General features: G+C 53.9%; 20 protein-coding genes. 12 read left to right on the forward strand and 8 right to left on the reverse strand.

Annotated features, from left to right (window positions below; translation table 11 throughout):
- The 9 genes from AC5E51_RS06520 to AC5E51_RS06560 all read left to right on the forward strand — a co-directional run bounded on the left by AC5E51_RS06520 (window position 1) and on the right by AC5E51_RS06560 (window position 12398).
- Window positions 1-3537 carry a hypothetical protein gene (locus AC5E51_RS06520; protein ID WP_491778331.1) on the forward strand — a complete coding sequence of 1179 codons (3537 nt, stop codon included), beginning with the start codon at window positions 1-3 and terminating at the stop codon, window positions 3535-3537.
- Complete coding sequence (locus tag AC5E51_RS06525) at window positions 3537-4556, forward strand: hypothetical protein (RefSeq protein WP_491778332.1); 1020 nt, start codon at window positions 3537-3539, stop codon at window positions 4554-4556. Before AC5E51_RS06520 ends, AC5E51_RS06525 begins: the two co-directional genes overlap by 1 nt.
- Complete coding sequence (locus tag AC5E51_RS06530) at window positions 4553-5284, forward strand: hypothetical protein (protein WP_491778333.1); 732 nt, start codon at window positions 4553-4555, stop codon at window positions 5282-5284. Before AC5E51_RS06525 ends, AC5E51_RS06530 begins: the two co-directional genes overlap by 4 nt.
- Complete coding sequence (locus AC5E51_RS06535; protein ID WP_491778334.1) at window positions 5281-7047, forward strand: hypothetical protein; 1767 nt, start codon at window positions 5281-5283, stop codon at window positions 7045-7047. Before AC5E51_RS06530 ends, AC5E51_RS06535 begins: the two co-directional genes overlap by 4 nt.
- Entirely contained in the window at window positions 7047-7274 is a 228-nt protein-coding gene (locus tag AC5E51_RS06540) for a hypothetical protein (RefSeq protein ID WP_491778335.1), read from the forward strand. The genes AC5E51_RS06535 and AC5E51_RS06540 overlap by 1 nt, the downstream gene beginning before the upstream one ends.
- 135 nt (window positions 7275-7409) lie before the next feature.
- Complete coding sequence (locus AC5E51_RS06545; RefSeq protein WP_491778336.1) at window positions 7410-7625, forward strand: zinc finger domain-containing protein; 216 nt, start codon at window positions 7410-7412, stop codon at window positions 7623-7625.
- The gene (locus AC5E51_RS06550) at window positions 7552-8310 is read left to right on the forward strand and encodes a DNA adenine methylase (RefSeq protein WP_491778337.1); all 759 of its coding nucleotides are present in this window, start codon (window positions 7552-7554) and stop codon (window positions 8308-8310) included. The genes AC5E51_RS06545 and AC5E51_RS06550 overlap by 74 nt, the downstream gene beginning before the upstream one ends.
- A 26-nt stretch (window positions 8311-8336) precedes the next feature.
- Window positions 8337-9245 (forward strand): efflux RND transporter periplasmic adaptor subunit, encoded by a 909-nt coding sequence (locus tag AC5E51_RS06555; protein ID WP_491778338.1) that lies wholly within the window; start codon window positions 8337-8339, stop codon window positions 9243-9245.
- Between the two features lie 9 nt (window positions 9246-9254).
- Entirely contained in the window at window positions 9255-12398 is a 3144-nt protein-coding gene (locus AC5E51_RS06560) for an efflux RND transporter permease subunit (RefSeq protein WP_301377870.1), read from the forward strand.
- An 87-nt stretch (window positions 12399-12485) separates the two neighbouring features.
- Here the strand turns inward: AC5E51_RS06560 and AC5E51_RS06565 are convergent, their stop codons facing one another.
- The 3 genes from AC5E51_RS06565 to AC5E51_RS06575 all read right to left on the reverse strand — a co-directional run bounded on the left by AC5E51_RS06565 (window position 12486) and on the right by AC5E51_RS06575 (window position 15917).
- Window positions 12486-13340 (reverse strand): universal stress protein, encoded by an 855-nt coding sequence (locus tag AC5E51_RS06565; RefSeq protein WP_301377869.1) that lies wholly within the window; start codon window positions 13338-13340, stop codon window positions 12486-12488.
- Between the two features lie 72 nt (window positions 13341-13412).
- Window positions 13413-14900 carry a SulP family inorganic anion transporter gene (locus AC5E51_RS06570; protein WP_068435962.1) on the reverse strand — a complete coding sequence of 496 codons (1488 nt, stop codon included), beginning with the start codon at window positions 14898-14900 and terminating at the stop codon, window positions 13413-13415.
- 177 nt (window positions 14901-15077) lie between these two features.
- Window positions 15078-15917 carry a DUF6160 family protein gene (locus tag AC5E51_RS06575; protein WP_491778339.1) on the reverse strand — a complete coding sequence of 280 codons (840 nt, stop codon included), beginning with the start codon at window positions 15915-15917 and terminating at the stop codon, window positions 15078-15080.
- 239 nt (window positions 15918-16156) lie between these two features.
- Here AC5E51_RS06575 and AC5E51_RS06580 point away from each other — a divergent pair, with 239 nt between their 5' ends.
- The 3 genes from AC5E51_RS06580 (at window position 16157) to vapC (ending at window position 17718) form a co-directional block, all read left to right on the forward strand.
- The gene (locus tag AC5E51_RS06580; RefSeq protein WP_297533327.1) at window positions 16157-16990 is read left to right on the forward strand and encodes a hypothetical protein; all 834 of its coding nucleotides are present in this window, start codon (window positions 16157-16159) and stop codon (window positions 16988-16990) included.
- Window positions 16991-17089: 99 nt separating this feature from the next.
- Window positions 17090-17320 carry a type II toxin-antitoxin system VapB family antitoxin gene (gene vapB, locus AC5E51_RS06585; protein WP_297533326.1) on the forward strand — a complete coding sequence of 77 codons (231 nt, stop codon included), beginning with the start codon at window positions 17090-17092 and terminating at the stop codon, window positions 17318-17320.
- Complete coding sequence (gene vapC / locus AC5E51_RS06590; RefSeq protein WP_297533325.1) at window positions 17320-17718, forward strand: type II toxin-antitoxin system tRNA(fMet)-specific endonuclease VapC; 399 nt, start codon at window positions 17320-17322, stop codon at window positions 17716-17718. The genes vapB and vapC overlap by 1 nt, the downstream gene beginning before the upstream one ends.
- 9 nt (window positions 17719-17727) lie before the next feature.
- Here the strand turns inward: vapC and AC5E51_RS06595 are convergent, their stop codons facing one another.
- Genes AC5E51_RS06595 through fmt form a run of 5 tightly spaced genes read right to left on the reverse strand, consistent with a single transcriptional unit; the run spans window position 17728 to window position 23357 of the window.
- On the reverse strand, window positions 17728-18180 hold the full coding sequence (locus tag AC5E51_RS06595; protein ID WP_297533324.1) for a hypothetical protein: 453 nt from the start codon (window positions 18178-18180) through the stop codon (window positions 17728-17730).
- A 23-nt stretch (window positions 18181-18203) separates the two neighbouring features.
- Window positions 18204-19652: a TrkH family potassium uptake protein gene (locus tag AC5E51_RS06600; RefSeq protein WP_068435081.1), complete on the reverse strand. Its 1449-nt coding sequence runs from the start codon at window positions 19650-19652 to the stop codon at window positions 18204-18206.
- Between the two features lies 1 nt (window position 19653).
- A complete protein-coding gene (gene trkA / locus AC5E51_RS06605; RefSeq protein ID WP_068435082.1) occupies window positions 19654-21027 on the reverse strand; it encodes a Trk system potassium transporter TrkA in 1374 nt (457 codons plus the stop codon).
- Window positions 21028-21051: 24 nt separating this feature from the next.
- Window positions 21052-22404 (reverse strand): 16S rRNA (cytosine(967)-C(5))-methyltransferase RsmB, encoded by a 1353-nt coding sequence (rsmB, locus tag AC5E51_RS06610; RefSeq protein ID WP_297533323.1) that lies wholly within the window; start codon window positions 22402-22404, stop codon window positions 21052-21054.
- Window positions 22405-22406: 2 nt separating this feature from the next.
- The gene (gene fmt, locus AC5E51_RS06615; protein ID WP_301377868.1) at window positions 22407-23357 is read right to left on the reverse strand and encodes a methionyl-tRNA formyltransferase; all 951 of its coding nucleotides are present in this window, start codon (window positions 23355-23357) and stop codon (window positions 22407-22409) included.
- Between the last annotated feature and the right edge of the window lie 2 nt (window positions 23358-23359).

Consider the following 23359-nt stretch of genomic DNA (forward strand, 5'->3'; position numbering starts at 1 on the left):
ATGGCAATTAACGCAGCTGACGTAAAACTGATGCGTGCTGAACGCAATACCGACGAGGCCGATGGCGGCGGTATGATGACGGGCACCGCGCTGGTGTCGGGCGACATCAATAACTTGTGGGCTGACATCAGCCAGAATCTGCAAGCGCGTGGCGGTGTTTCTATCCGCCGACTATTCGGCGCAATCCGTGCTGCAAATACTGATATGTTTCTGGGCAGTGGTTTTATTTTAACGAAAGACGCTATCGCCCCTAACATCAGCACAATGATGTTCAGCACAGGTGATCACTACGCTGAGCGAGCAGAGATACAAGACAAGATTGAGCAATATGTTGTGTTGTCTAATCGATCGCCATTGCGTCCCGTCGGCACGCAGCGTCAGGGGCAGACCAGCATCGTTGTTTATGCGGATAACGTAAATGATGCGCCTGAAGTTGGCGAGGTTCTGTTTCTCGTTGATGGTGCAGATGAGCAGTCAGTTAAGGTGATGAATGTTGATGTGCGATCTGCCTCGTACACATACGTAGATGAGCAGGAGCGTTATCAAACCTACCGCGCACAAGAAATGACAATTCGCATTTCTCAACAGTTGTCTACGGATTTCGCAGGCGTAGACCCATCGCCGATAGCGAACCACCCGACGGAAATCTTTAAAACCCAGAGTAACAACAGTGCTAAGTATTATGGCATGCGTCCACTCGCTTCGGATGCGAGTGCGGGCGACTCCAGCGTAACGGTGGATAGCATATTTCAGCCGATCATCCCTGCATCGACCAGCGAAACGGCGTACGTTGATCAGTCTCCGGGGATCGTACAAAAGATGGTGCAACCAACATCCAATTCGACAAAAACACGTTCGTTGGGCACGTTAAACGGGGCGCAATTTATTACGTTACCTACCGCATGGGTGCCTGGCTCATTGCAGTTTACGGTCGGAGGTGGTGTACACGATGAAGCCGATGGCGGACTGCGGCTGCTGTCTGGCTCTGAGTATTTGAGTGACGTTTCAATCAATGCAGCATCAGGCACGCTAGCGTTCACTGTCTCTGGCTCCCGATCGTGTTCTGTAAGTTACATACCAGGTGTCGCAGTTGAACTGACACCGTATACAGACTCTGTATTAATCACTGCTGGAAATCGGCAGGTTACATACACATTCCAGCTTGCGCCGCCGCCGTCACCCGGCACACTGCGTGTTGATTTCATGTATCTCGGTAAATGGTACTCAATGACGGATGACGGCACAGGTGCGCTGTCTGGACCGGGTGCGAGCGGCACGATTAACTACGCGACCGGAAGTGGCTCAATAACGTTGCCTGGCGAACCAGATTTGAACTCACAGATCATCTATACCTGGGCGCAGACCCCGTACGAAGTCGCAGATACCGGCGCACGCAATGCATGGTTTGAACTGGATCTCGATGATGTGCCGCTCGAATCAACGTTGCAAATTGACTGGTCACGCAATGCCAGTAACTACTCCGAAACCGCTAATGCATCGGGTGTGCTGTCTGGCAGTGCTGGATCAATAACAGGTAATACGGTTGTATTCACACCGGCTAATCTGCCCACGTCTGATGTCGTCATTACTTACGATAAGCATAACGCGGCAGTGCTGACGGCAAGTAAGTCTGTTGCTCAGAGTACCGGCAGTAGTTTCACGATTGACGTTGGCCAGACGAACATCGTACCGGGGTCAATCAGCTTTGATCTGAAGTTCACATATACCGCAGGCACATTGTCTGGTGGCACAGTCTACGAGTCGCGTATCAGTAGCACGCAGAGATTGGTTTCCAATGCTCAAGGGCACCTGAAGGCGCGCTACATGGGTGGCATCATTGTCGGCTCAATCGACTACGCCACAGGCATTATCACCGTTGATGGTACTGCATTTACCCGACGGGTGCCTGAGTACACGGAGCAAAGCGGAGTGCTCGGTGGCTGGCAGCAAGTAACTACAGAGAAAACGATGCGCGTTGAAGCGCAAACGGCTTCTATCAGCTACCGTTCGACCACGGCGGGTATCCCGATTACACAAACTATTCCCGTGAACGATCTGACGTTAAAGGTGCCAGTTTCGACAGATACGCTGGTGCCCGGCAGTGTTGTGTTGACGCTGGATAATGATGAGCTAATCGACCGTGGCGCCGGCGTGTTGTATCGCGCATTCAATATGACGACCGGCGCAGGCCTGACAGCCGGGTCTATCGATAGCGTGAACGGCATGGCTGAGATTAATTACAGCGCGGTGCGTGATGTTGTTGATTCGCTGAGCGGCACCCTCGATGCCGCAGCGCTGGGTTTGGGTGCAGCGGTTGCTGTTCAAAGTGTTGTATTTCGCACTGCGGCTGCGCCGCTACGTAGTTCTGGTTTGCAGTTCCTGGCACGGCGCTCTACAGACGGCGCATTGATGCGTGCTGTGTCAGATAACGACGGCGTTATCACTGGATCATTTGATGATAACGACACAGTAACAGAGCTACCCCAGCCCGGTGTTAGCAATGGCTACGTGCTGCCGTTTGTGCCCGCGACAACAAGTAGCGGCAGCGCCAGCGGCAGTGTCGATAGTATCGCCGGAGTCGTTGAAATTACGTTCACTCAGCCGGTGATTTTATCAACACTGACATATAACGCCGTTGCCTACACAACACTGCCGCAAGACCCTGAACGGCTCGGTCTGAATCCGGTTCGCCTGCCGACGAATGGCGAAGTGCCGGTATTGCAGGATGGCTACCTCGTTGTTGTGCATCATACCGACACGGTCAATATCGCCTCGCCAGTCGCGGGCCAGGTGGTCGATTGTGGTCGTACCGATTGCTCTGTAATTGTCATTAAAGACGCGCTCGGTGCGTTATTGGCCGTCGATCAATACACCGTCGATTTAGCTGCCGGTACCGCTACGCTGGCAGATCCGTTCAGTGCTGAGGACGATGACGGCAACTCACTCACGTTGCCGCTGATTGTAAATCACCGAATAGAAGACCGGGCCGTTATCACGAATGCGTTAGTGACGGGGCAGCTACAACTGAATCTGCAACTTACCCATGACTACATCGCGGACGAAAGTTACGTCAGCGCGATGGTCGAGACGGGGGATTTGCAGGCACGGATCAAAGATACGTTTTTTCAAAAAGTGGACTCGACTGAATGGCGTGATGAGCTGATCGGCGATGCATCAGTAGCCAGCTACGATGACCTGAACTACCCCATTCTGATTGATAGCCTGGGCTGCGTGCAGGATCGCTGGAAGCTGCGATTTACATCCGGTACCGGATTTGAATGCGTGTCTGAGCAGCGTGGTGTCATCGGCACTGGCAGCATTAATGCTGACTTCTCACCGGTCAACCCTATGACCGGCACCCCGTACTTCACTATTCGTTCTGACGGCTGGGGTGGCGGTTGGGTATCGTCAAACGTGGTGCGATTTAATACTGATGCAGCGGCTGCACCCGTTGAAATCATCCGCACAGTAACGCCCAGCAATCAGCAGATCGCTGATGACTCAATTGTGATTGAATTTATGGGGGATGCAGACTGATGGGCGCTCCGACGATTTACCGCAGTGATGACCCCGGTGCGCCGGTTGTAACGAATGACAGCAAAAATGGCTTCTATGAGGTTTTAAAAGCGGCACTCGTTACCGGCTACGGCTCTAAACCCGCTGCGGGCTGGTCTGTAGTGTACGATGTGTGGGCTACTGATGGCGTGTGTACATTTACAAATTCGAATCAGTCTGGTGTCCTGGGCCTCTCATACAATAATTACGGCAACTACGGTCCATTTATTTTTACCGCGTCTGCGATGATTGATGCGGTGACGGGGTTGAATGTCCGGTGCGGTCGTTATGCCGCTGATATTTCAGATCTCACGGACAGTAGTTCGGGTTCGTCTAATTATTCGCTGTTTGGTTTTGCTCAATCCAGTCAGTGTGATCACTGGTGCATTATTGCTAATGAGCATTTCGCGATTTGTTGGTTCAGCCTATACCATGATTCGTTGTTTTCGGCGGATCATGACTCTAGTAATTATTATAAAATCCAGAACATATTTTTTGGCTCTGCAGACTCATTAGTTGGCGGCGGGTCTGTCTCGCAGCCCACGGGGCCGAACTTTATACTGCAGGGTGCTGGGCAGCCAGGCAATAGCGTCTATTGGTCGATGCGGGGTGACCGTCAGGGTGTCGCGACTATCAACAAAGATGGTGCGTGGGTGACTGGCGAGTGCGTTTCATGGGTGTACCCGTACTGCGCGACTCCTAGCGGTAGTGGTTTGGGCGGTGCTAACGAGGCTGCGTATCGCAATTTGAGTGTGGTTCCTGTTTCGTTGTTTGTTGCGGAGGAGTTCACGGCTCAGGCTGACTCATATCAAACTGCGGTGCTGCCGATGCTGCATACCGTCCCTGGTTTTGGGGTGGCCGCACTGTACTCGGTGATGGCGGAACTGTCGATTGTATCGCTGACAGATACGATAACAATCGGCGGTAAAAATTATTTGTGGGCGCCATTCAATTACGGCGACCATGTGTTTATATCCCTCGATCAGGCGGATTGGTCATGACTGTTTTTTCTGCGGGCGCTGAGGTTATTAGGCGTGCTGCGTTGCCGGTCGTTGAGTTGCAGCATGATCTGCCAGTTGGTTCTGATTTTTTTATTGTGCAGTTTGTGCGTGCTCTGACCGCGCCTGAGTCTGTCATCGTTGTGCGTGATGCGTTGCGGTTTCCGCTGGCGATGATTGATCAGTATGCGGCGTATAAATTACTGGCATTCAAAATCAGTGACGGTATCGCTGACGGCGTGTGGTGGGTAGATGACTACGTATACGACTCTGAGCAGGTCAATATTTCGTTCAAGTCGTCAGGTGATGCGGCAAGCTCTGGCGATCCGGGTTCGTTTACTGGCTCTGTACGTGTCGCTGATCAACCCGCCGCTCGTAATGTGATTGCCACGGCGTTGGATGCAGATCCTCCGTATCAATTGGCGCGGACTATGTCTGATCCCGGTGACGGGCAGTACACGCTTAAATGGCAGGGTTATACCGGGCAGATGCTGATCACGGTGTTTGATGACTACGGTCTGCCTCACGTTGATGGTGAAGCTCGCGGTGCTGGCGAGCGGGTACACCCTACGCAGTACAACGGATATACGTACCGGGTCGTTCAGTCCGGCACACTGGGTGTTGAACCTGTCTGGCCGACTACGGCAGATGAAACGGTCTGGTCTGGCACAGTGCAGCTGATCGCGGTTCCGTTTTATCGCCCCGTTTCCGAAGGGCCGTTTATCGTATGACCAGGTTATATGCGGTAGCTGCGTGTGGCGTGTCCGGTGCTGGTGAGAGCTTGAAGAACAGTGCGTCTATTGGTCTGCATCAACGCGCAAGCCTGTCTGCAGGAATCGTGATTGGCAGTGGTGTTGCACTGGCACTTTCGGTCAGCAGTGTAGCCGCGTGGTCTGTGCCGATCTCGCTGTCCAGCGGTGCGCCTATCGCAATATCAGCGGGCGACCATCATCATTGTGTTACAACCGACCTACCGTGGATCAGCCCGGTACCGCTGCAATCTGATGCGCAAATCAATATCCATCTCGCGTCCGTTTCACTCGCTGGGTCTGTGTCGGTTGAGATCCACCAGGCTGCAGCCCATGCAACTGAATTGCAGGCTCCGCAACTTGGTACAAACATATATTCGATCAGACCGTCCGAGTATGACCTCCGGCAGTCTGAATTGCTGACAGGCGTATCAGGCAGCATCAAGTTAAACGATGCCCCATATATCCCAAGCCCGGTCGTTCGTATTGCGAGTTTCAATTTAACTGATCTGCCCGCGTTTCCCATTCGTACATTGTCTGCGCTGCGCGCATACCAGCCACCGGAGAAACAGTCGGAGTCTGAGCTGCCATGGGGCGCTGGGGAGTCACTCCATTACTCACCGGATCTGCCATATCTGGTCGAGCCACCTTTATTACCCGGTGCGCCCGTCTACGCACCGGACGATCGGGAGACCTATATCACCATGCACCTGGTTAATGTAATCGCACTGCCTGGCAACGAACCGCTCGATGCCACAAACCTCCGCCTCGATCTTGATCGTGACAGCACTGCCTGGCGTGTTCAGTTTGATCTGCACAACGACGCTGCGGCAGCGCTGGTAGAGCCGGATCTGTCTAGCGAGAAGGAAGTCGCTATTGAGATCAATGGATGGCGCTGGGAGTGTTTCATATCGAAGGTACGCGAAAGCAAAACCGTCGACACCGACGCTTTGAACTGTCGCTGGTCGGTGACGGGCTTTAGCCGTGTTCAGTATCTCGGCTCACCGTATGCGCCGCTTCGTACTTCAGCGATCGCGAGTACCACAGCGGTGCAGGCGGCGACGGCAGAGCTATCTGGCACTGGGTACACGCTGGACTGGGACACAGCAAAGATCACTGACTGGCCGATGGCTGGGTCTTCTTTTAGTTACCAAAGCAAGAACCCGCTTCAGGTGATTAAACGCCTGGCATCTGTGGCTGGCGGGATTGTTCAGGCAGACCTGACTGGCAGTACCGTTAAAGTTCGCCCACGTTACTGGCCGCTACCGTGGAATCTCGCTACTGCTACACCAGATCACTCCATCAGCATTCACCAGGTACAGGCCCGAGAATCGTGGCGAGAGCATCGTGACCTGGTCAACGCTGTGTTTGTATCTGGCGAGCAGAGTGTCTCCGGTGCGGTGGCTCTCAACGTTGTGCGATACGGCACCGCTGGTGACAAGCCGGGTGACGATGTGACCGATGCTTGGCTGACTGACTATCAGGCAAACAAGTCTCGTGGGGAGCAGGATATTGCGGCATCTGGTATTCGCATGATGTATTCGCTGACGGTTGAAGTACCAGAATCCCAACAAACAGAACCAGGCATTCCATTGCCCGGCGAGACCGTCGCTGTGGTCTATGACGACAGCGCTGATTCATTCCGGGCGTATGTCGATGCGATCAGCATCTCCGCACCGGGGCGAGGTCTCGCCTCAGTGACTCAGACGCTGACTCTGGATCGACCAATAGAGTGGGAGGCGTAATGAGCAATCCGTGGGCGTCATACAGTAAGTTATTCGCACCAGGTGCAAAAGCAATCGTGACAGTGACCACCGTGAATTCGGACGGTACAAGTCTCGTCACGCTGCGAAGTGGCTCCACAATACGTGTCACGGGCGACACCGTCGCCGCAGGACAGAAAGCCATCATTCAACAAGGGAGGATTATCAGCCGGGCACCCGATCTGCCTGTTCAGACCGTAGAAGTCTGAGAAGAAGGAAGCGGTTGATCGATAGCTGCAACTACCGATCAACCCCAAGACACAGTGATGACGCACTGTGAATCAGCAAGGCTTCCCTGCTCGTCGACGAGCCGAGGAATCCTACCAGATAACAAGGTGATTCACATGAAAACGCAACTGCGTTGCACACACTGCAAAAATCTGCTGGCGGTCGTCAGCGGAAAAGCGCATATAGAAATCAAATGTACGCGCTGTAAAACCATGAATATAACCGAGTGCCGCGAGCGCCAGAGTAAAGGAGACAGCAATGTCGAAACCTCTAGTGCCGTGGCCGGGCGGCAAACGCAAACTGGCAAAACACATCCTGCCCATGCTGGGTGATCACACCTGCTATGTAGAACCGTTCGCTGGCGCGGGCGGTATCTACTTCAGCAAAGAACCCTCAAAGGTCGAAGTCCTCAACGATATCAACGGAGACATCACCAACCTCTACCGCGTGGTGCAATACCACATGGAGGAGCTGCACGCTCAGTTCCGCTGGACGCTGGTGAGCCGGGATAACTGGAACTGGCTGAAGATGATGAAGCCAGAATCGCTCACAGATATCCAACGAGCTGCTCGTTTCATTTACATGCAGAAGATGGCCTTCGGTGCGAAGGTAGAGTCGCCGACGTTTGGTGTCTCCCCGACAGCACCTCCGCGCTTCAACATCAACACACTGGAACGAGACCTGAAGGCCGCACACCACCGGATGGCGCGGACAGTAATTGAACACATGGACTGGCAAGACGTAATCAAACGATACGATCGACCAGGTACTGTGTTCTACATCGATCCACCGTACTGGCAAACAGCAGGCTATGGTGTGCCGTTTGAATGGGACGAGTACATCTCTCTCAGGGCGCTCGCTGATTCAATAGAAGGACGCATGGTAATCAGCATCAACGACCACCCAGCGATCAGAGAACTGTTCTCCGGGTTAGATGTCGTTGAGATCCCATACGCCTATACGGCAGGAGGTGCTCATAAAAGGAAGGAAGTGAAGGAATTGATCTACTCAACGTAGAATGCAATTCTGTTGCAGCCTCGGCAATGGATGCTGGGGCTAATTTATCGCAAGGATCAAGCGCTATTTATCGCGGCGCGCTTCAGCATAGTCATGACCAAGAGCATGAGCATGAGCATGAGCATGATAATAGTAGCGAGACGACGAAGATCTCTGCTGCGATGGCCACCGCAAACGGCATCATAACGGCGGTTGCATCGTCTGGTGCTGTAAACGAAACACTCCCCATCTTCGCGACTCTGGTAGTACCGCCTCAACAGGAGATCCAGCTCAGCGGGCGCTTTCCCGGCCTGATTACCGATGTCCGGGTCGCCCCCGGCGATAGCGTTAAGAAAGGGCAAACACTGGCCACCATCGAAAGCAATGAAAGCCTGAGTCGCTATGAGGTCAGATCACCGATTTCAGGCGTTATCAGCGACAGCCATGCGGCGTCAGGCAACCTGGCGAGCAGCGAACCCTTATTTGTGATCGTTGACCTGTCCGGGCTCTGGCTGGAAATCCCAGTACACCCATCTCAAAGGACTCAGGTTGCAGCTGGACAGCCAGTAACTCTGCCTGCCCACAATATCTCGACACAGATCGATTCCATTGCCCCTCCCGCTCATGGCCGGCCCTACTGGCGAGCGCGGGCTAAGGTGTCCAACTCACATGACGACCTGACGCCGGGCGAGGTGACACTTGTTCACATCACAACCGCCGAAACCGTCGCGCAGGTAAGAGTCGAGAATCGTGCTCTGCAAACCCACGAAGGCAATACCGTGGTGTTTGTACATCACGACGGCGAGTACCAGGCACGCCCGGTTACCACCGGCGCCAGTGACGAGAAGTTCACCGAAATAACGGCCGGGCTGAATCCGGGCGAAGAATACGTGACCGACAACAGCTACCTGATAAAAGCAGACATCGGAAAATCCGGTGCTGCCCATCAGCACTAAGGAGGTCACATGCTGAATGCCATAATACGGCTGGCAGTGGAGCGACGCTTCATGATGCTGGCCTCCAGCCTGGTTCTGATTGCCGCCGGACTCTGGAGTTATCGCTATTTACCCATTGATGCTGTACCGGACATCACCAACGTTCAGGTTCAGATTAATACGGAAGCTACCGGATACTCGCCTCTGGAAGCCGAGCAACGGGTGACGTTTCCGGTAGAAACTGCGCTCTACGGCTTGCCACAACTCGAATATACGCGCTCTTTATCGCGCTACGGCCTGTCACAGGTGACGGTCGTCTTCAAAGACGGCACTGATATCTATCACGCACGAAATCTGATTGATCAGCGACTGGGCCAAATCAGCGACGCCCTACCTGAAGGTCTGAAGCCGGTGATGGGGCCAATCAGTACCGGACTGGGTGAAATCTTCAGTTATACCGTCACGGCCGACAGCGATGCTCGTCAGCCGGATGGCAGCCCGTACGATGCAATGGCTTTGCGTACCGTGCAGGACTGGATAATACGCCCGCAACTGGCTCAGGTTGCGGGCGTCGCCGAGATCAATACCAGCGGTGGCTTCGAAGAGCAGATTCATATCCGCCCTGACCCAGCCTTGTTACTGCAACACCAGATCACGGTGCCTCAGCTGGTCTCCGCGATCAGGCGCAACAACAGCAATCGTGGCGCAGGCTATATCGAAGTCCATGGGGAACAACAGCTGGTAAGAGCCGTCGGTCAACTGAAGTCGATAGAAGATATCCGCGATACCGTGGTGGCTCGCAACGGTACGGCCATTGTGCGCATCCGGGACCTTGCTGAGGTCACTCAGGGCGAAGAGTTACGCACAGGCGCGGCGACACGCGGTGGCTCAGAAACCGTACTGGGCAGTGCCATGATGCTGATGGGGGAAAACCCGAAAGAGGTTGCGGAAGCGCTTAAACGCCGCCTGCAAGATATCGCAACCAGTCTCCCCGATGGCGTGACGACCGAAGTCGTTTACAACCGCACAGACCTGGTGGGCAAGACGCTGGCGACGGTACAGACCAACCTACTTGAAGGCGCTTTGTTGGTTATTTTTGTTTTGTTCATCATGTTGCGCAATCTGCGTGCAGCACTGATTACCGCCGCGGTTATCCCTCTGGCGATGCTGGCAACAATCACCGGCATGGTTCAGGCCGGCGTATCTGCCAACCTCATGAGTCTGGGCGCTCTGGACTTCGGCCTGATCGTTGATGGCGCTGTCATCATCGTCGAAAACTGCGTGAGGCGCCTGAGCGCCAGCGGGTCAGCCCTGACCTTGCGCGAGCGTCTTGAACTGGTGTACTCAGCAACCGCAGAGGTGATGAAACCCAGCCTGTTCGGCGTCGCCATCATCACTCTGGTGTATATCCCCATCTTCAGCCTCACCGGCATCGAAGGAAAGATGTTTCATCCGATGGCAGCGACCGTGGTGATCGCCCTGCTCTCCGCCATGATCATCAGTATCACGCTGGTGCCTGCCGCTATCGCTGTGTTTCTGAGGAACGGGACAGGCGTTCATCATACCGAGCCATCTGGCGCGTCGTCTGTCGAATCAAAGCGATACGGCTACCAGTCACTTTATGAGCGACTTCTGCGCACTGCCTTGCGGGCTCCTGTGATCTTGATCGGCTCTGCCGCCCTGCTTATCGTTGGCGCCGTGATTCTCAGCACTCGCCTCGGTTCAGAATTCATTCCTCAGCTGGATGAAGGGGATATTGCACTCCATGCCTTGCGTATTCCCGGCACCTCTCTACAACAGTCGTTAGATATGCAGGTATTACTTGAGGAGCGCCTTCTTACCTTCCCTGAAGTTAAGACTGTTTTCTCCCGGCTTGGCACACCGGAGATCGCGACCGACCCTATGCCGCCCAATGTCGCGGATACCTTCATCATCCTCAAGCCCAAGGCACAATGGCCGGACCCGGAGCGGCATAAAGCGGATCTGGTAGAGCAGATTGAAGCCAGCGTGCGGGAACTCCCGGGTAATAACTATGAATTCACTCAGCCCATCCAGATGCGCTTCAACGAACTGATCTCTGGAGTACGCGCCGACCTTGGCGTCAAAGTGTTCGGTGATGACCTGAGCCAGCTTCTTACTGCAGCGAATGAGGTTGCTGCCCTGCTTAACTCAGTGGACGGTAGCGCCGATGTCCGGGTCGAGCAGGTCACAGGGCTACCCGTGCTGACACTTCATCCAAACCACCAGAAATTGGCGGCCTATGGTTTGACGGTCGATGATATTCAGTCTCTGCTATCGACGGCTGTCGGCGGACAGCAAGCGGGGCTGATCTATCGTGGGGACCAACGCATTCCCCTGGTCGTCAGGTTTCCCGAGCCTCTGCGCGAGAATGCAGACCTGATCAAAGCGCTTCCTATACCGCTCGCTGATGGCGGATTTGTGCCTCTGAGCGAAGTCGCGGATGTCGTTCTCGCGCCAGCTCCGGCACAAATCAGTCGCGAAAACGGCAAGCGTCGCATCGTCGTCAGTGCCAATGTGCGTGGTCGTGATCTCGGCAGTTTCGTCAAAGAGGTCCGGCAGAAAGCGGCCTCAGAGGTGAGTTTACCCAGCGGTTACTGGCTGGAATACGGCGGCACTTTCGAGCAACTCCAGTCAGCCGAAGCAAGGCTGCGCTGGGTGGTACCAGCCACTCTGGCGCTTATCCTGTTCGTGCTGATCTCGGCGTTCGGGAATCTGCGCGGTGCCTTAATTATCTTCAGCGGTGTACCACTGGCCCTGACCGGCGGAATATTCCTGCTGTGGTTGAGAGGAATGCCTATGTCTATCTCAGCGGCCGTGGGCTTTATCGCACTGTCCGGAATCTCGGTACTGAACGGCCTCGTCATGCTGACCTTCATTCGCCAACTGCGTGATCAGGGCGTCGCTTTGCGCGACGCTGTCATTCAGGGCGCGACCATGCGTTTGCGCCCGGTATTGATGACAGCTCTGGTTGCGGGGCTTGGCTTCGTACCGATGGCTTTAAATACGGGTATTGGCGCAGAAGTACAACGGCCACTCGCCACTGTGGTGATCGGCGGCATTATCTCGGCAACCACATTAACCTTGTTTGTTGTGCCTGTGCTCTACTTCTGGCTTCACAGGCGAAGTCACAACAAAGCGAGCCTCAGTCGATAGTGAAGGCTGTCAGATAAGACTCAAAATAAAAAAGGGGCCGATGGCCCCTTTTCTTTCTGTCAGCGCAGCACTTCTATCATGACTACGTTAACGCAGCAGCAGAATAGGTACTTTGCTGTGGCTGACCATATTGCGGGTATGCGAACCAACGAAGAACTGACGGATACGCGAGTGGCCGTAGGCGCCCATCACAATCAGATCGATCTGATGACGAAACTGATAGTCATTGAGAATCGACAGGACATCGCCCTCGCATTTACGAGTCACCACGTTAAAGCCAGCTTTCTCCAATCGTTGCTGTGCAGTCGTAAACTTAGCGACATGCTCTGCATCGGTGTGGTTGACCATGACCAGATGACACTCTGCTTCTTTCAGAAGTGGGCTGTCAGCGTACGCATCTAACGCACGTTCGACAGCTTCACTGCCGTCATACGCCACCATAAAGCGCGTAGGTGTACGAAAAGATACGCCCGTTGTAATCAGCACCGGACAGGATACTGAACGGAGTACCGTCTCCAACTGACTGCCCAGCGTAGCAACCGTCGGGTCCGGATGGTCTTCCCCCTGACGTCCCATTACCAGCACACGAGTATCGTCAACGAGGGACAGCACTTCCTCCGACAGACGACCGTGACGCTGCTGAACAGTGCAGTCCTGAGCACCGTGCTCTTTCGCCCGCTTTTCTGCAGACTCGAGCATGATACGACTACTTTCAATCGCCAGCTTCGCACGCTGAGCATCCAGCTCAGTGAGCTGCTCCAGCAAATGCTCGCGGCTGCCAAAACCAATGCTGCCACTAAGGTCAGCCGCATTCTTATCGACCTTCTCAAGAGTGTGCAGCAGAGTCAGTGGTTGTTGCAGGCGCTGGCTGACCCAGGAAGCGGCATCCACCACCGCCATTGCACCCGGGGAGGCATCAATACATGCCGTAATCTGTTTCATCGTTACTCCTTCTCACTCTCTTTCGACAGCGAAACCAGCGCGTGAACCTCACCGATTGTTAATGGCGGCCTGTTAGTGACCTGCCATCATTTTCTCGACTTCTTCCGGCTTATCATGAACACCGAAACGGTCGACAATCGTGGCACTGGCTTCATTCATTCCAAGCAGCTCGACCTCTGCTCCCTCGCGGCGGAACTTAATCACCACCTTATCCAGAGCAGATACTGACGTAATATCCCAGAAATGGGCATGCGTCAGATCAATAGTGACTTTAGAAGCCGCTTCGCGGAAATCGAATGACTTACTGAACGCATCCGACGACGCAAAGAACACCTGGCCAATCACCTTATAGGTGCGTTCGCCCGGTGCATCCTGCTCGCTTTTCACGACCATGAAACGGCCAATCTTGTTAGCAAAGAACAAGGATGCCAGCAGGACGCCAACGAGTACACCCAGTGCAAGGTTGTGCGTCGCAACAACCACAGAGACTGTGGCCAGCATCACAATATTGGTGGATAACGGGTGTTTCTTAAGGTTGATCACCGACTCCCAGGAGAAAGTGCCAATCGACACCATGATCATCACAGCAACCAATGCGGCCATCGGAATCTGACCGATCCACTCATCAAGGAAGACCACCATAATCAACAGGAACAGACCCGCAACAAAGGTGGATAATCGACCACGTCCTCCGGATTTCACGTTAATGATCGACTGACCGATCATTGCGCAACCTGCCATGCCGCCCAGCAAGGAAGAACCGATGTTAGCCACACCCTGCCCCTTACATTCGCGGTTTTTATCACTGTCGGTATCGGTGAGTTCGTCAACGATGGTGGCTGTCATCATCGACTCCAGCAAACCAACGGCCGCCAGAGCAGCCGAGTACGGCAGAATAATCCACAGAGTTTCCAGCGTCAGCGGTACGTCTGGCCAGAGGAAAATAGGCAAGGTATCCGGCAATTCACCCATGTCAGCCACGGTACGTACATCGATTCCAAAGTAGATCGCAACGGCTGTCATGGTAAGAATGCACACCAGCGGCGACGGGAGCCAACTGCCTACTTTAGGCACATAAGGGAACAGGTAGATGATACCCAGACCTGCGGCGGTCATGGCGTATACATGCCAGGTCACGTTCGTCAGCTCAGGCAATTGCGCCATAAAGATGAGGATCGCCAGTGCATTCACAAAACCTGTCACCACAGACCGCGACACGAAACGCATCAGGTCTCCGAGTTTTAAGAAGCCCGCCCCTATCTGAATCACACCACAGAGTAGCGAGGCCGCGAGCAGATACTGCAGACCGTGCTCTTTTACCAAGGTCACCATCAGCAGCGCCATTGCACCCGTTGCTGCCGAGATCATGCCCGGACGACCACCCACAATGGCGATGATAACCGCGATACAGAAAGACGCGTAAAGGCCGACCTTCGGGTCGACTCCGGCGATAATAGAAAAGGCAATGGCCTCAGGAATCAAAGCCAGAGCAACGACCGTGCCCGACAAGAGATCGCCGCGAACGTTTGAAAACCACTCGCGCTTCAGAGTATTCAACATAAGTAACTGCTCACTTACTATTAAGACACGCACCCGAAGAACTCAGGCGGAAAAGCCGGCATTGTACAGAGCTTGATCAGTGGGGCAACTCGCAACTAAGAAGAGACAGAGGGCCAGACACAAAAAAGCCAGCTTACCGCCCCTGGTAAGCTGGCAAAACCCACTGAGTGGAGGGTTTCAGTGGCCGTAAATTTTCAGACTGCCGCCAACCATATTGAGGTTATCGACTTTCATTGAACCGATTGAGCGTCCACCTACCTGAATGGACCCAACAGTGATATCCGCATTCATCCCGATATTATCGATTGCGAGTGCACCACCGCCCTGGGAGTTCTGGCCGCTGTATATATCTGCCTCAATCTGCGCGTTGGCACTCAATAGATTAGGGTTGTCGTCGTAGTCAGAGCGGGTCATGCGGAAGTCACGTATCGCCAGACCAAGTGCCGGCATATCAAAGTCGAGATCATCGATGCCGATCATCATTTCCAGATTCAGACGATCTGTTCCGAGTTCATCGTCGTACCCAATTTTGGCCCATAACTGGGTAAAGATGCCGTCCATCTTAAAGTTATCAATCAGAGTAAATTTGGGAGCACCATCGGCATCGCGTATTTCCCAGGCTTCTGTACGGATGCTGAAATCCACAGGTGCGGCAAAACCAACCGGGAAAAATTTAAGCGACAATTCGCCCTCTGCTGAGATATCGATATCCAACTTCAGGTCATCGAGAAGCGAGGACACATTCTGAATAAAAGGGGTACCGCCATTGGCTGCGGTATAACCTTCGACAAACAGATCATCACGGTCAGCACCACCAAGAAAGACCTCAGTAATTGCGAGAGAGCCCTCATCGGTATAAATGATTTCACCGATATCCATCTGAGCTTCCATTTCAATACTGATCCCGGACTGCCCGGAAACTGTACTCATGGCATATTCGTCAAGAGATTGCAGTTCAGACAGTGCTGACATTGGTAGCAGGAGTGCCACCAGACTTACGGTTGGTTTTATTATCATTGTTCTTATCCCTGCGTCGTTCGCGAGAATAAGCCAGTACCGCATCCCTCTGGCTACTGTTGCAGGAACCAGAATATGCCCCGTTAAACGGCCTCGCCAGCGAGTTTAGTCAGGGTGCGCCAAAGTGACCCGATAAGATAACAAACACCTCTATATGGCCCGTTTTACTGTATTGATCTTCACCTGACACTACTCTGAGCGTCAGCTATCATCGCGGAATTACGTCTGAGGTTCTCCTTTTGCTGCTCTTACTCACGAAGATACTGGTTACGTTTCTAACGGTCGTTATGCTGGCCGTTGTCGCACGGCGCTATGGCCCCGCCTGGGCGGGCGTACTGGCCGGCTTCCCGCTGGGTAGTGCTATCACTCTCTACTTTATGGGGTTTGAACTGGGCTCTGATTTCGCAGCGGAAGGCGCGACACATACTCTGATTGGACTGACAGGCAGCCTGGCACTGGCCATCAGCTACTTATACGCAAGCCGTCGCTGGCACCGGCCAAGACACGTATTGATCCCTGCACTGCTGGCGCTCAGCGCATTTCTGACGACGGTTGCGCCGCTACAATACTGGAACGCCAACTGGTGGCAGAACGCGCTGATTATGCTGACTCTTATCGCCGCAGCAAGCCGGCTTCTCCGGTCTGTACCTGACGCCAAAGTCGCACTGAACAGCGACAACCTCTGGCAACGTCCGGCACCAGCGATTCTGTTCCGTGCGGTCATGGCTACCATCAGCGTACTCGGGATTACCGCGCTGGCGCACTGGCTTTCCCCCTCACAGGCGGGCTTATTGGCAGCGTTTCCGGTTAGTTTTTTCCCGACACTCATCGTATTGCAACTAAGCTACGGTGCGCCCGTTGTCGCCGCAACAGTCAAACAGTACCCTGAGGGTCTGGTGTCTATGGTGATTTACGTCGTCTCGGTCACTCAGATTTATCCCTTACTTGGACTGCAGCTGGGTACTGCCGCCGCACTTCTGATCGCGACCCTGTATCTGTTTGGGTATGCCCTGGTGAAGCTTCGTCTGAACCAAATACCCCGCGCTCCTAAAGGCAGCGGCAGCGTTCGCTAGTCAGCGGAGCATCAATCCCACCAGGTATATGCTGTTGACATATACTGAATCGAATATCATATTAACTGAACCAACCTTCTGTATAGTGAGGCTAGTTTTATGGCAGAAGCATCCATATTCTCGAACAACAAGAATCAAGCGATAAGAATTCCTAGAGCTCTTGAGTTTGCGGACGATGTGAAAAAGGTGAATATCTTTTCTGTCGGAAACGCACGCATCATCACTCCAGTTGGTGAGAGCTGGGATAGTTGGTTTGAAGGTTTGCGCGCTACGGATGACTTTATGTCTGAGCGTGAACAACCGAGGGAGCAATCGCGAGAGGACTTCTGATGATAAAGTATCTGCTCGATACTAATATCGTGATCTACACAATTAAAAACAAACCTGAGCAGGTCCGGGAAAGATTCAATGCACACGATGGGCAGATGGCAATATCCTCTATCACCCTGATGGAATTGTTATACGGTGCGGAAAAATCTACCAATCCCGAGCGTAATCTGAAAGTTGTCGAATCGTTTGCGAGCCGACTGGAAGTTCTGGACTTTGGCGCGCACGCTGCGCAGCACGTCGGGCAGATCCGGGCTGAACTTGCTCGTAGTGGATGTCCTATCGGCCCGTACGATCAAATGATCGCAGGGCATGCCCGCTCTCTCGGTCTTATCGTTGTGACCAATAACGAGCGTGAGTTTCAACGGGTTCCTGGTCTACGAGTAGAAAATTGGGTTTAGCTTATCAATTCATTGCCATTTACGGAGAGGAGTGTCCTTCAGAAACCTTTCAATCTCTGATGCCATAAAGTTACGGAAGTAGAAGCTGAATTCCTTCCCCTCACGTCCGTAGAAAATCAAGCAACAGTTATAACCGAGCTGACTGACAACCATTTCAACCTTGAACGCCTGCCAATCACTAAAATTCCCTCTCCATACCTGTTTTCCGCGCACAATCTGGAGGCTCTTTTGATCAACCTCAATCGATTCCCTGTGTGATTTCGGGAAGAAGCCTGAAGGTAGCCACCAGTAGGCGGTCAAAAGGAGAGCTGACACAGCTATGCAAATCTGTCCTTTCGGGTCAAACAAACTCCAGCCCTGTTCAACATAAGCTAAAGTGATAAAGAACAAGGGAACGACAGCAGCGATTGCAATGAACAAACGCTGATCACTGACACGTTGCAACCTGATCTTAGAAGGCATATCCCTGTCCCTAACTTTCAACATCAACTCCGCCAGAAACTCGGGGTAATCAGAACCAGTAAAGTGAAAATCTCCAGACGCCCGAGCAGCATGGTCAGGGCCAGAATCCACTTAGCGGTATCGGAGATATTACCGTAGTGCGCAGAGACCTCGCCAAGCCCCGGGCCGAGGTTATTGAGGCAGGAGCCAACGGCTGAGAACGCGGTGACCTGATCCAGCCCGGTCGCCATCAAAGCCAGCATCATCACCATAAAGGTGACCACATAGAGCGCGAAGAATCCCCAGACCGATTCCAGAATCCGGTCGGCTACCGGTTGCTTGCCGAGCTTAACCGGAATGATGGCATTGGGGTGAATCAGTCGATGAATCTCGCGCAGGCCCTGTTTGAATACCAACAGGATACGAATGGCTTTCATGCCACCACCGGTCGAACCCGCACAGCCACCGATGAATGCCATCATAAAGAGCAGTACAGGCAGGAATACCGGCCAGACCGAGAAGTCAGCAGTGCCGAAGCCAGCCGTCGTGGCAACCGACACCAGCTCGAATAAGCCGTAGCGAACCGCGCCACCAAAGTCATAGGTATCCGTCATCCAGAGTGCAATGACGGTCAGTAATGCACCACCAAACATGACGAACAGAAAGAACTTCACTTCGGAATCAACGAAGTAATGGCGCACGGTTTTGTACCGCCAGGCATAGAAATGCAGCGAGAAATTAAGTGCCGCCACCAGCATAAAGAACATGGCAATGGCTTCGATCAGTGCGCTGTCGAAGTGCCCCATGGACGCGTCATAGGTTGAGAAGCCCCCGATACCGACCGTCGAGAAGCTGTGCGCGATGGCATCAAAGGTGTTCATACCCGCGAGCCAGTAAGCCAGTGCGCAGGCAATGGTCAGCGACAGGTAGATGTACCAGAGCGCTTTCGCAGTCTCAGTGATACGCGGAGTAAGTTTCGAGTCTTTCAGAGGGCCCGGCATTTCAGCGCGGAACAGCTGCATGCCACCAATACCGAGCATCGGCAGAATAGCCACGGCCAGAACGATAATCCCCATGCCGCCCAGCCACTGCAGTTGCTGACGATACCAGAGGATCGATTTCGGCAGATATTCGAGGCCCGTCATCACCGTCGCACCGGTGGTTGTCCAGCCCGAGAGGGATTCGAAAAAGGCATCGGCAAAGCTCAGGCCGGGGTTTTCGGCGAGCATAAAAGGTAATGTGCCTGCCAGACCCAGCGTCAGCCAGAACAAGGCTGCGACGATAAATCCGTCTCTGGTTTTGAGTTCTTTTTTAACACCGCGAAATGGCAACCAGCTGAAGAAGCCGATCCCAAGAACGAGAGACATAGCGACGCTGAAGGCTTCGGTAGCGCCATCGTCGTACCACATGGATACAACCATAGGCGGCAGCATGGTCAGGCTGAACAACATCAGGAAGATGCCCAGTACCCGGGCAATCACAGTAAAGTGCATATCAGAAGAAGCCCAAGCCCACCTGGAAGAGTCGTTCCACATCGGCGATGTGGCGTTTATCCATCACAAACAGAATGACGTGATCATCCGATTCAACCACGACATCAGAGCGTCCCATAATGACGTCATCGCCGCGAACGATGGCACCGATTGTCGTGCCCGGCGGTAATTTAATTTCACCCACACGACGCCCGACCACCTTAGATGACATGCTGTCACCGTGAGCGATAGCCTCGATGGCTTCAGCAGCGCCACGGCGCAGGCTGTGAACATTAACCACATCGCCCCGACGAACATGCGTCAGCAGGCTGCCGATGGTTGCCTGTTGTGGTGAGATCGCCACGTCAATCATGCCGCCCTGCACCAGATCCACGTAGGCCGCTTTGTTAATCAGGGTCATCACTTTACGGGCGCCATGGCGCTTCGCCAACAGCGAGGCCATGATATTCACCTCGTCATCGTTGGTCAGGGCACAGAAGACGTCGGTATTCTCAATATTCTCTTCTTCGAGCAGGCTTTTATCCGTACCACTGCCATGCAGGACAACGGTGCGGTCGAGATTTTCACTCAGGTAGCGCGCACGCTCAGGGTTGTGCTCGATTATTTTCAGCCGGTAGCGTTTCTCCAGCGCTTTAGCGAGCCGGTAACCGATGTTACCGCCACCAGCAATGATGACTCGTTTGTATGAGTCTTCCGCACGACGCAACTCACTCATCACGGTGTGAATGTGCTCACGACCCGCAATAAAGAACACCTCATCGTCGGCTTCGATGACGGTATCACCCTTGGGCTCAATGGCGGTATTGCGACGGAACACCGCAGCTACACGTGTTTCCACATTAGGTAGGTGATCTTTGAGTGTTGAGATCGCCTGACCGACCAGAGGGCCACCGTAATAGGCCCTAACAGCGACCAGCTGAACTTTACCGTCGGCAAAGTCGAGTACCTGCAGTGCCCCCGGAAACTCCAGCAGGCGGCGTATGTACTTTGTCACTACCTGCTCTGGCGAAATCAGTACATCAATCGGGAAGGCATCAACATTGAAGAGGTCGGTCTGCTTAAGGTAAGCGTTGGAGCGAATACGGGAAATCTTGGTGGGGGTTCTGAACAGCGTATACGCCACCTGACACGCGACCATATTGGTCTCGTCAGAATTCGTGACCGCCACCAGCATGTCAGCATCATCGGCCCCGGCGTCGCGCAGCACGTGCGGAAACGAACCATGACCATAAACGGTTTTAACATCGATACGGTCCTGCAGTTCGCGCAGGCGATCGGTGTCTGTGTCGATAATGGTGATATCGTTTTTCTCACTGGAGAGGTTTTCTGCCAGTGTTCCCCCGACCTGTCCGGCGCCAAGGATAATAATCTTCATATCAGCTCAGAGTCCCGTCTGCCTTCAGCAGTTATTGTCTGCAGTTTTGTGCAAGAGCGCGTAGTAGAAGCCGTCGTGTCCACGAGGCGTCGGAAATAACTGCCGCCCGGCAATGCAGGCGATTCCCCAGTCATTGTCCAGTGTAACGAGCGTTGCATCCGGATGCACATCAACAAAACGTACAATCTGCTCACTATTTTCCTGAGGCAGCACCGAGCAGGTAGCGTATAGCAAGCGTCCGCCCGGCTTCAGCATCTGCCAGGCGCGCTCTAAAATATCGGCCTGCACTTCAACCAACTGCGCAATGTCTTCGCGGCGGCGCAGCATGCGGATATCCGGATGGCGGCGGATCACGCCCGTTGCTGAACATGGTACATCCAGAAGAATGGCATCGAAACCCGGCTCATCGCCGCAGTAATCTTCCCACCAGGGTTCGTCCGAGCACATATCGACGCAGGCGATATCCGCACTCAGTCGCAGACGTTCAAGGTTTTCGTGCACACGCTCAAGTCGGGCTTCATCGGTATCCACCGCCATCAGGCGTATGTCTGCAGACTCAAGCAGGTGAGCGCTTTTACCACCCGGAGCAGCACAGGCATCGAGTACGCACTCACCATCTGCTGGCGCCAGTATCTGTGCTGCCAGCTGCGCAGCTTCGTCCTGTACGCTGACATCACCATCGGCAAACCCCGGCAGCGTAGTGACATCGCACGATGCCTCAAGGTAAATCGCTGAGCGGCTGTGTTCACCTGCGGTGGCCTCAATACCGGCTTCCTGTAAACGCCGTAGATACTCATCCCGGCTGACGTGACGCTGATTCACACGAAGGCATAGCGGGCCGCGCTCATTGTTAGCATCGAGGATCTGCGGCCATTGTTCAGGCCAGGCTTTGGTCAGCATTTTGACCAGCCATTTCGGGTGACTGGTTGCCGTTACAGGGTTGTCTTCCAGCAGTGGCAGTAAGCTCTCATACTCCCGGCCATAACGGCGCAGGCAGGCGTTGATGACCGGCTTTGCGTAGCCCTTGCCCATCTCTTCGCAGACATCGACTGTGGCATGTACTGCTGCATGAGGCGCTTTGCCTTGAATCACCAGCTGATAAAGCCCGACGATCATCAGAGCGTGAAGGTCCTGATCTTCCTCGGGAAAAGGGTTCTTCAACAGCATCTTAGTCAGCGCATTGAGCCGAAAGTACCAGCGACAGCTGCCTAACGTCAGGTCGCGAAAGAAACCCCGTTCGCTGTCTTCGATGCGATCTTCGAGCGAAGGAATCGCCTGATTGAGAGACTGCCCTGACATGACCGCAGCCACAGCAAGTGTCGCCGCATGACGCGGTGTTATGGCACTGGCTTTACCGCGCCCGTATAGATTCTGCATGATCAGAGCTCAGAAGAAAGTACGTAAAACGGCTGAAAAAGATTCGGCTGGCCGTTGATGATGTCGGCCACAGCCATGGGCTTTTTACCGGCAAGCTGTAGCTTGGTGAGTTTCAGCACACCTTCTTTGCAGGCAACTTCGATCCCGTCGGCAGAAACATGTGCAATCGTTCCCGGGGCCAGTTGCGTGGCTTTCTCCAGCGCGACAGCGGCATGAATCCGGATACGCTCATCACCTAGAAGGGTATAAGCCATAGGGAAAGGATTAAACGCGCGAACCCGGCGGGCCAGCTCGTCTGCAGATGCATCCCACTGAATCAGTGCTTCCTGCTTACTCAGTTTATGGGCATAGCAGGCAGCGGCGTCGTTCTGTTGCTCCGGCGTCAGGGTGCCTGCTTCAACATCCGTCAGCGTCTTCAGCAGTGCTCCCGGCCCCATCTCAGCCAGGCGGTCGTGCAGTGAGCCGCCGGTATCATCGAGATTAATTCCGGTCGTGACCTTACTCAGCATGTCGCCAGTATCCAGACCGACATCCATCTGCATGATAGTGATGCCTGTGACCATATCTCCGGCTTCGATACAGCGCTGAATCGGTGCGGCACCACGCCAGCGTGGCAACAGCGATGCATGAACGTTAAGACAGCCAAACTTCGGCGCATCCAGCACACTCTTCGGCAACAGAAGGCCGTAAGCCACCACCACCATAACGTCCGCATTGAGTGAACGGAGCGTATCGACATCGGCTTCGTCTTTGAAGTTAAGCGGCTGATACACAGGGATATCATGCTCAAGCGCAATCTGTTTTACCGGGCTGGGCTGAAGCTTTTTTCCACGCCCCGCCGGACGGTCTGGCTGACTGTAAACACCCACTACCTGATGCTCGCTGTTAACCAGCGCAGAGAGGTGAACGGCGGCGAAATCCGGCGTACCGGCAAAAACAATGCGTAAAGCCATGT

It is taken from the genome of Thalassolituus sp., assembly GCF_984348125.1.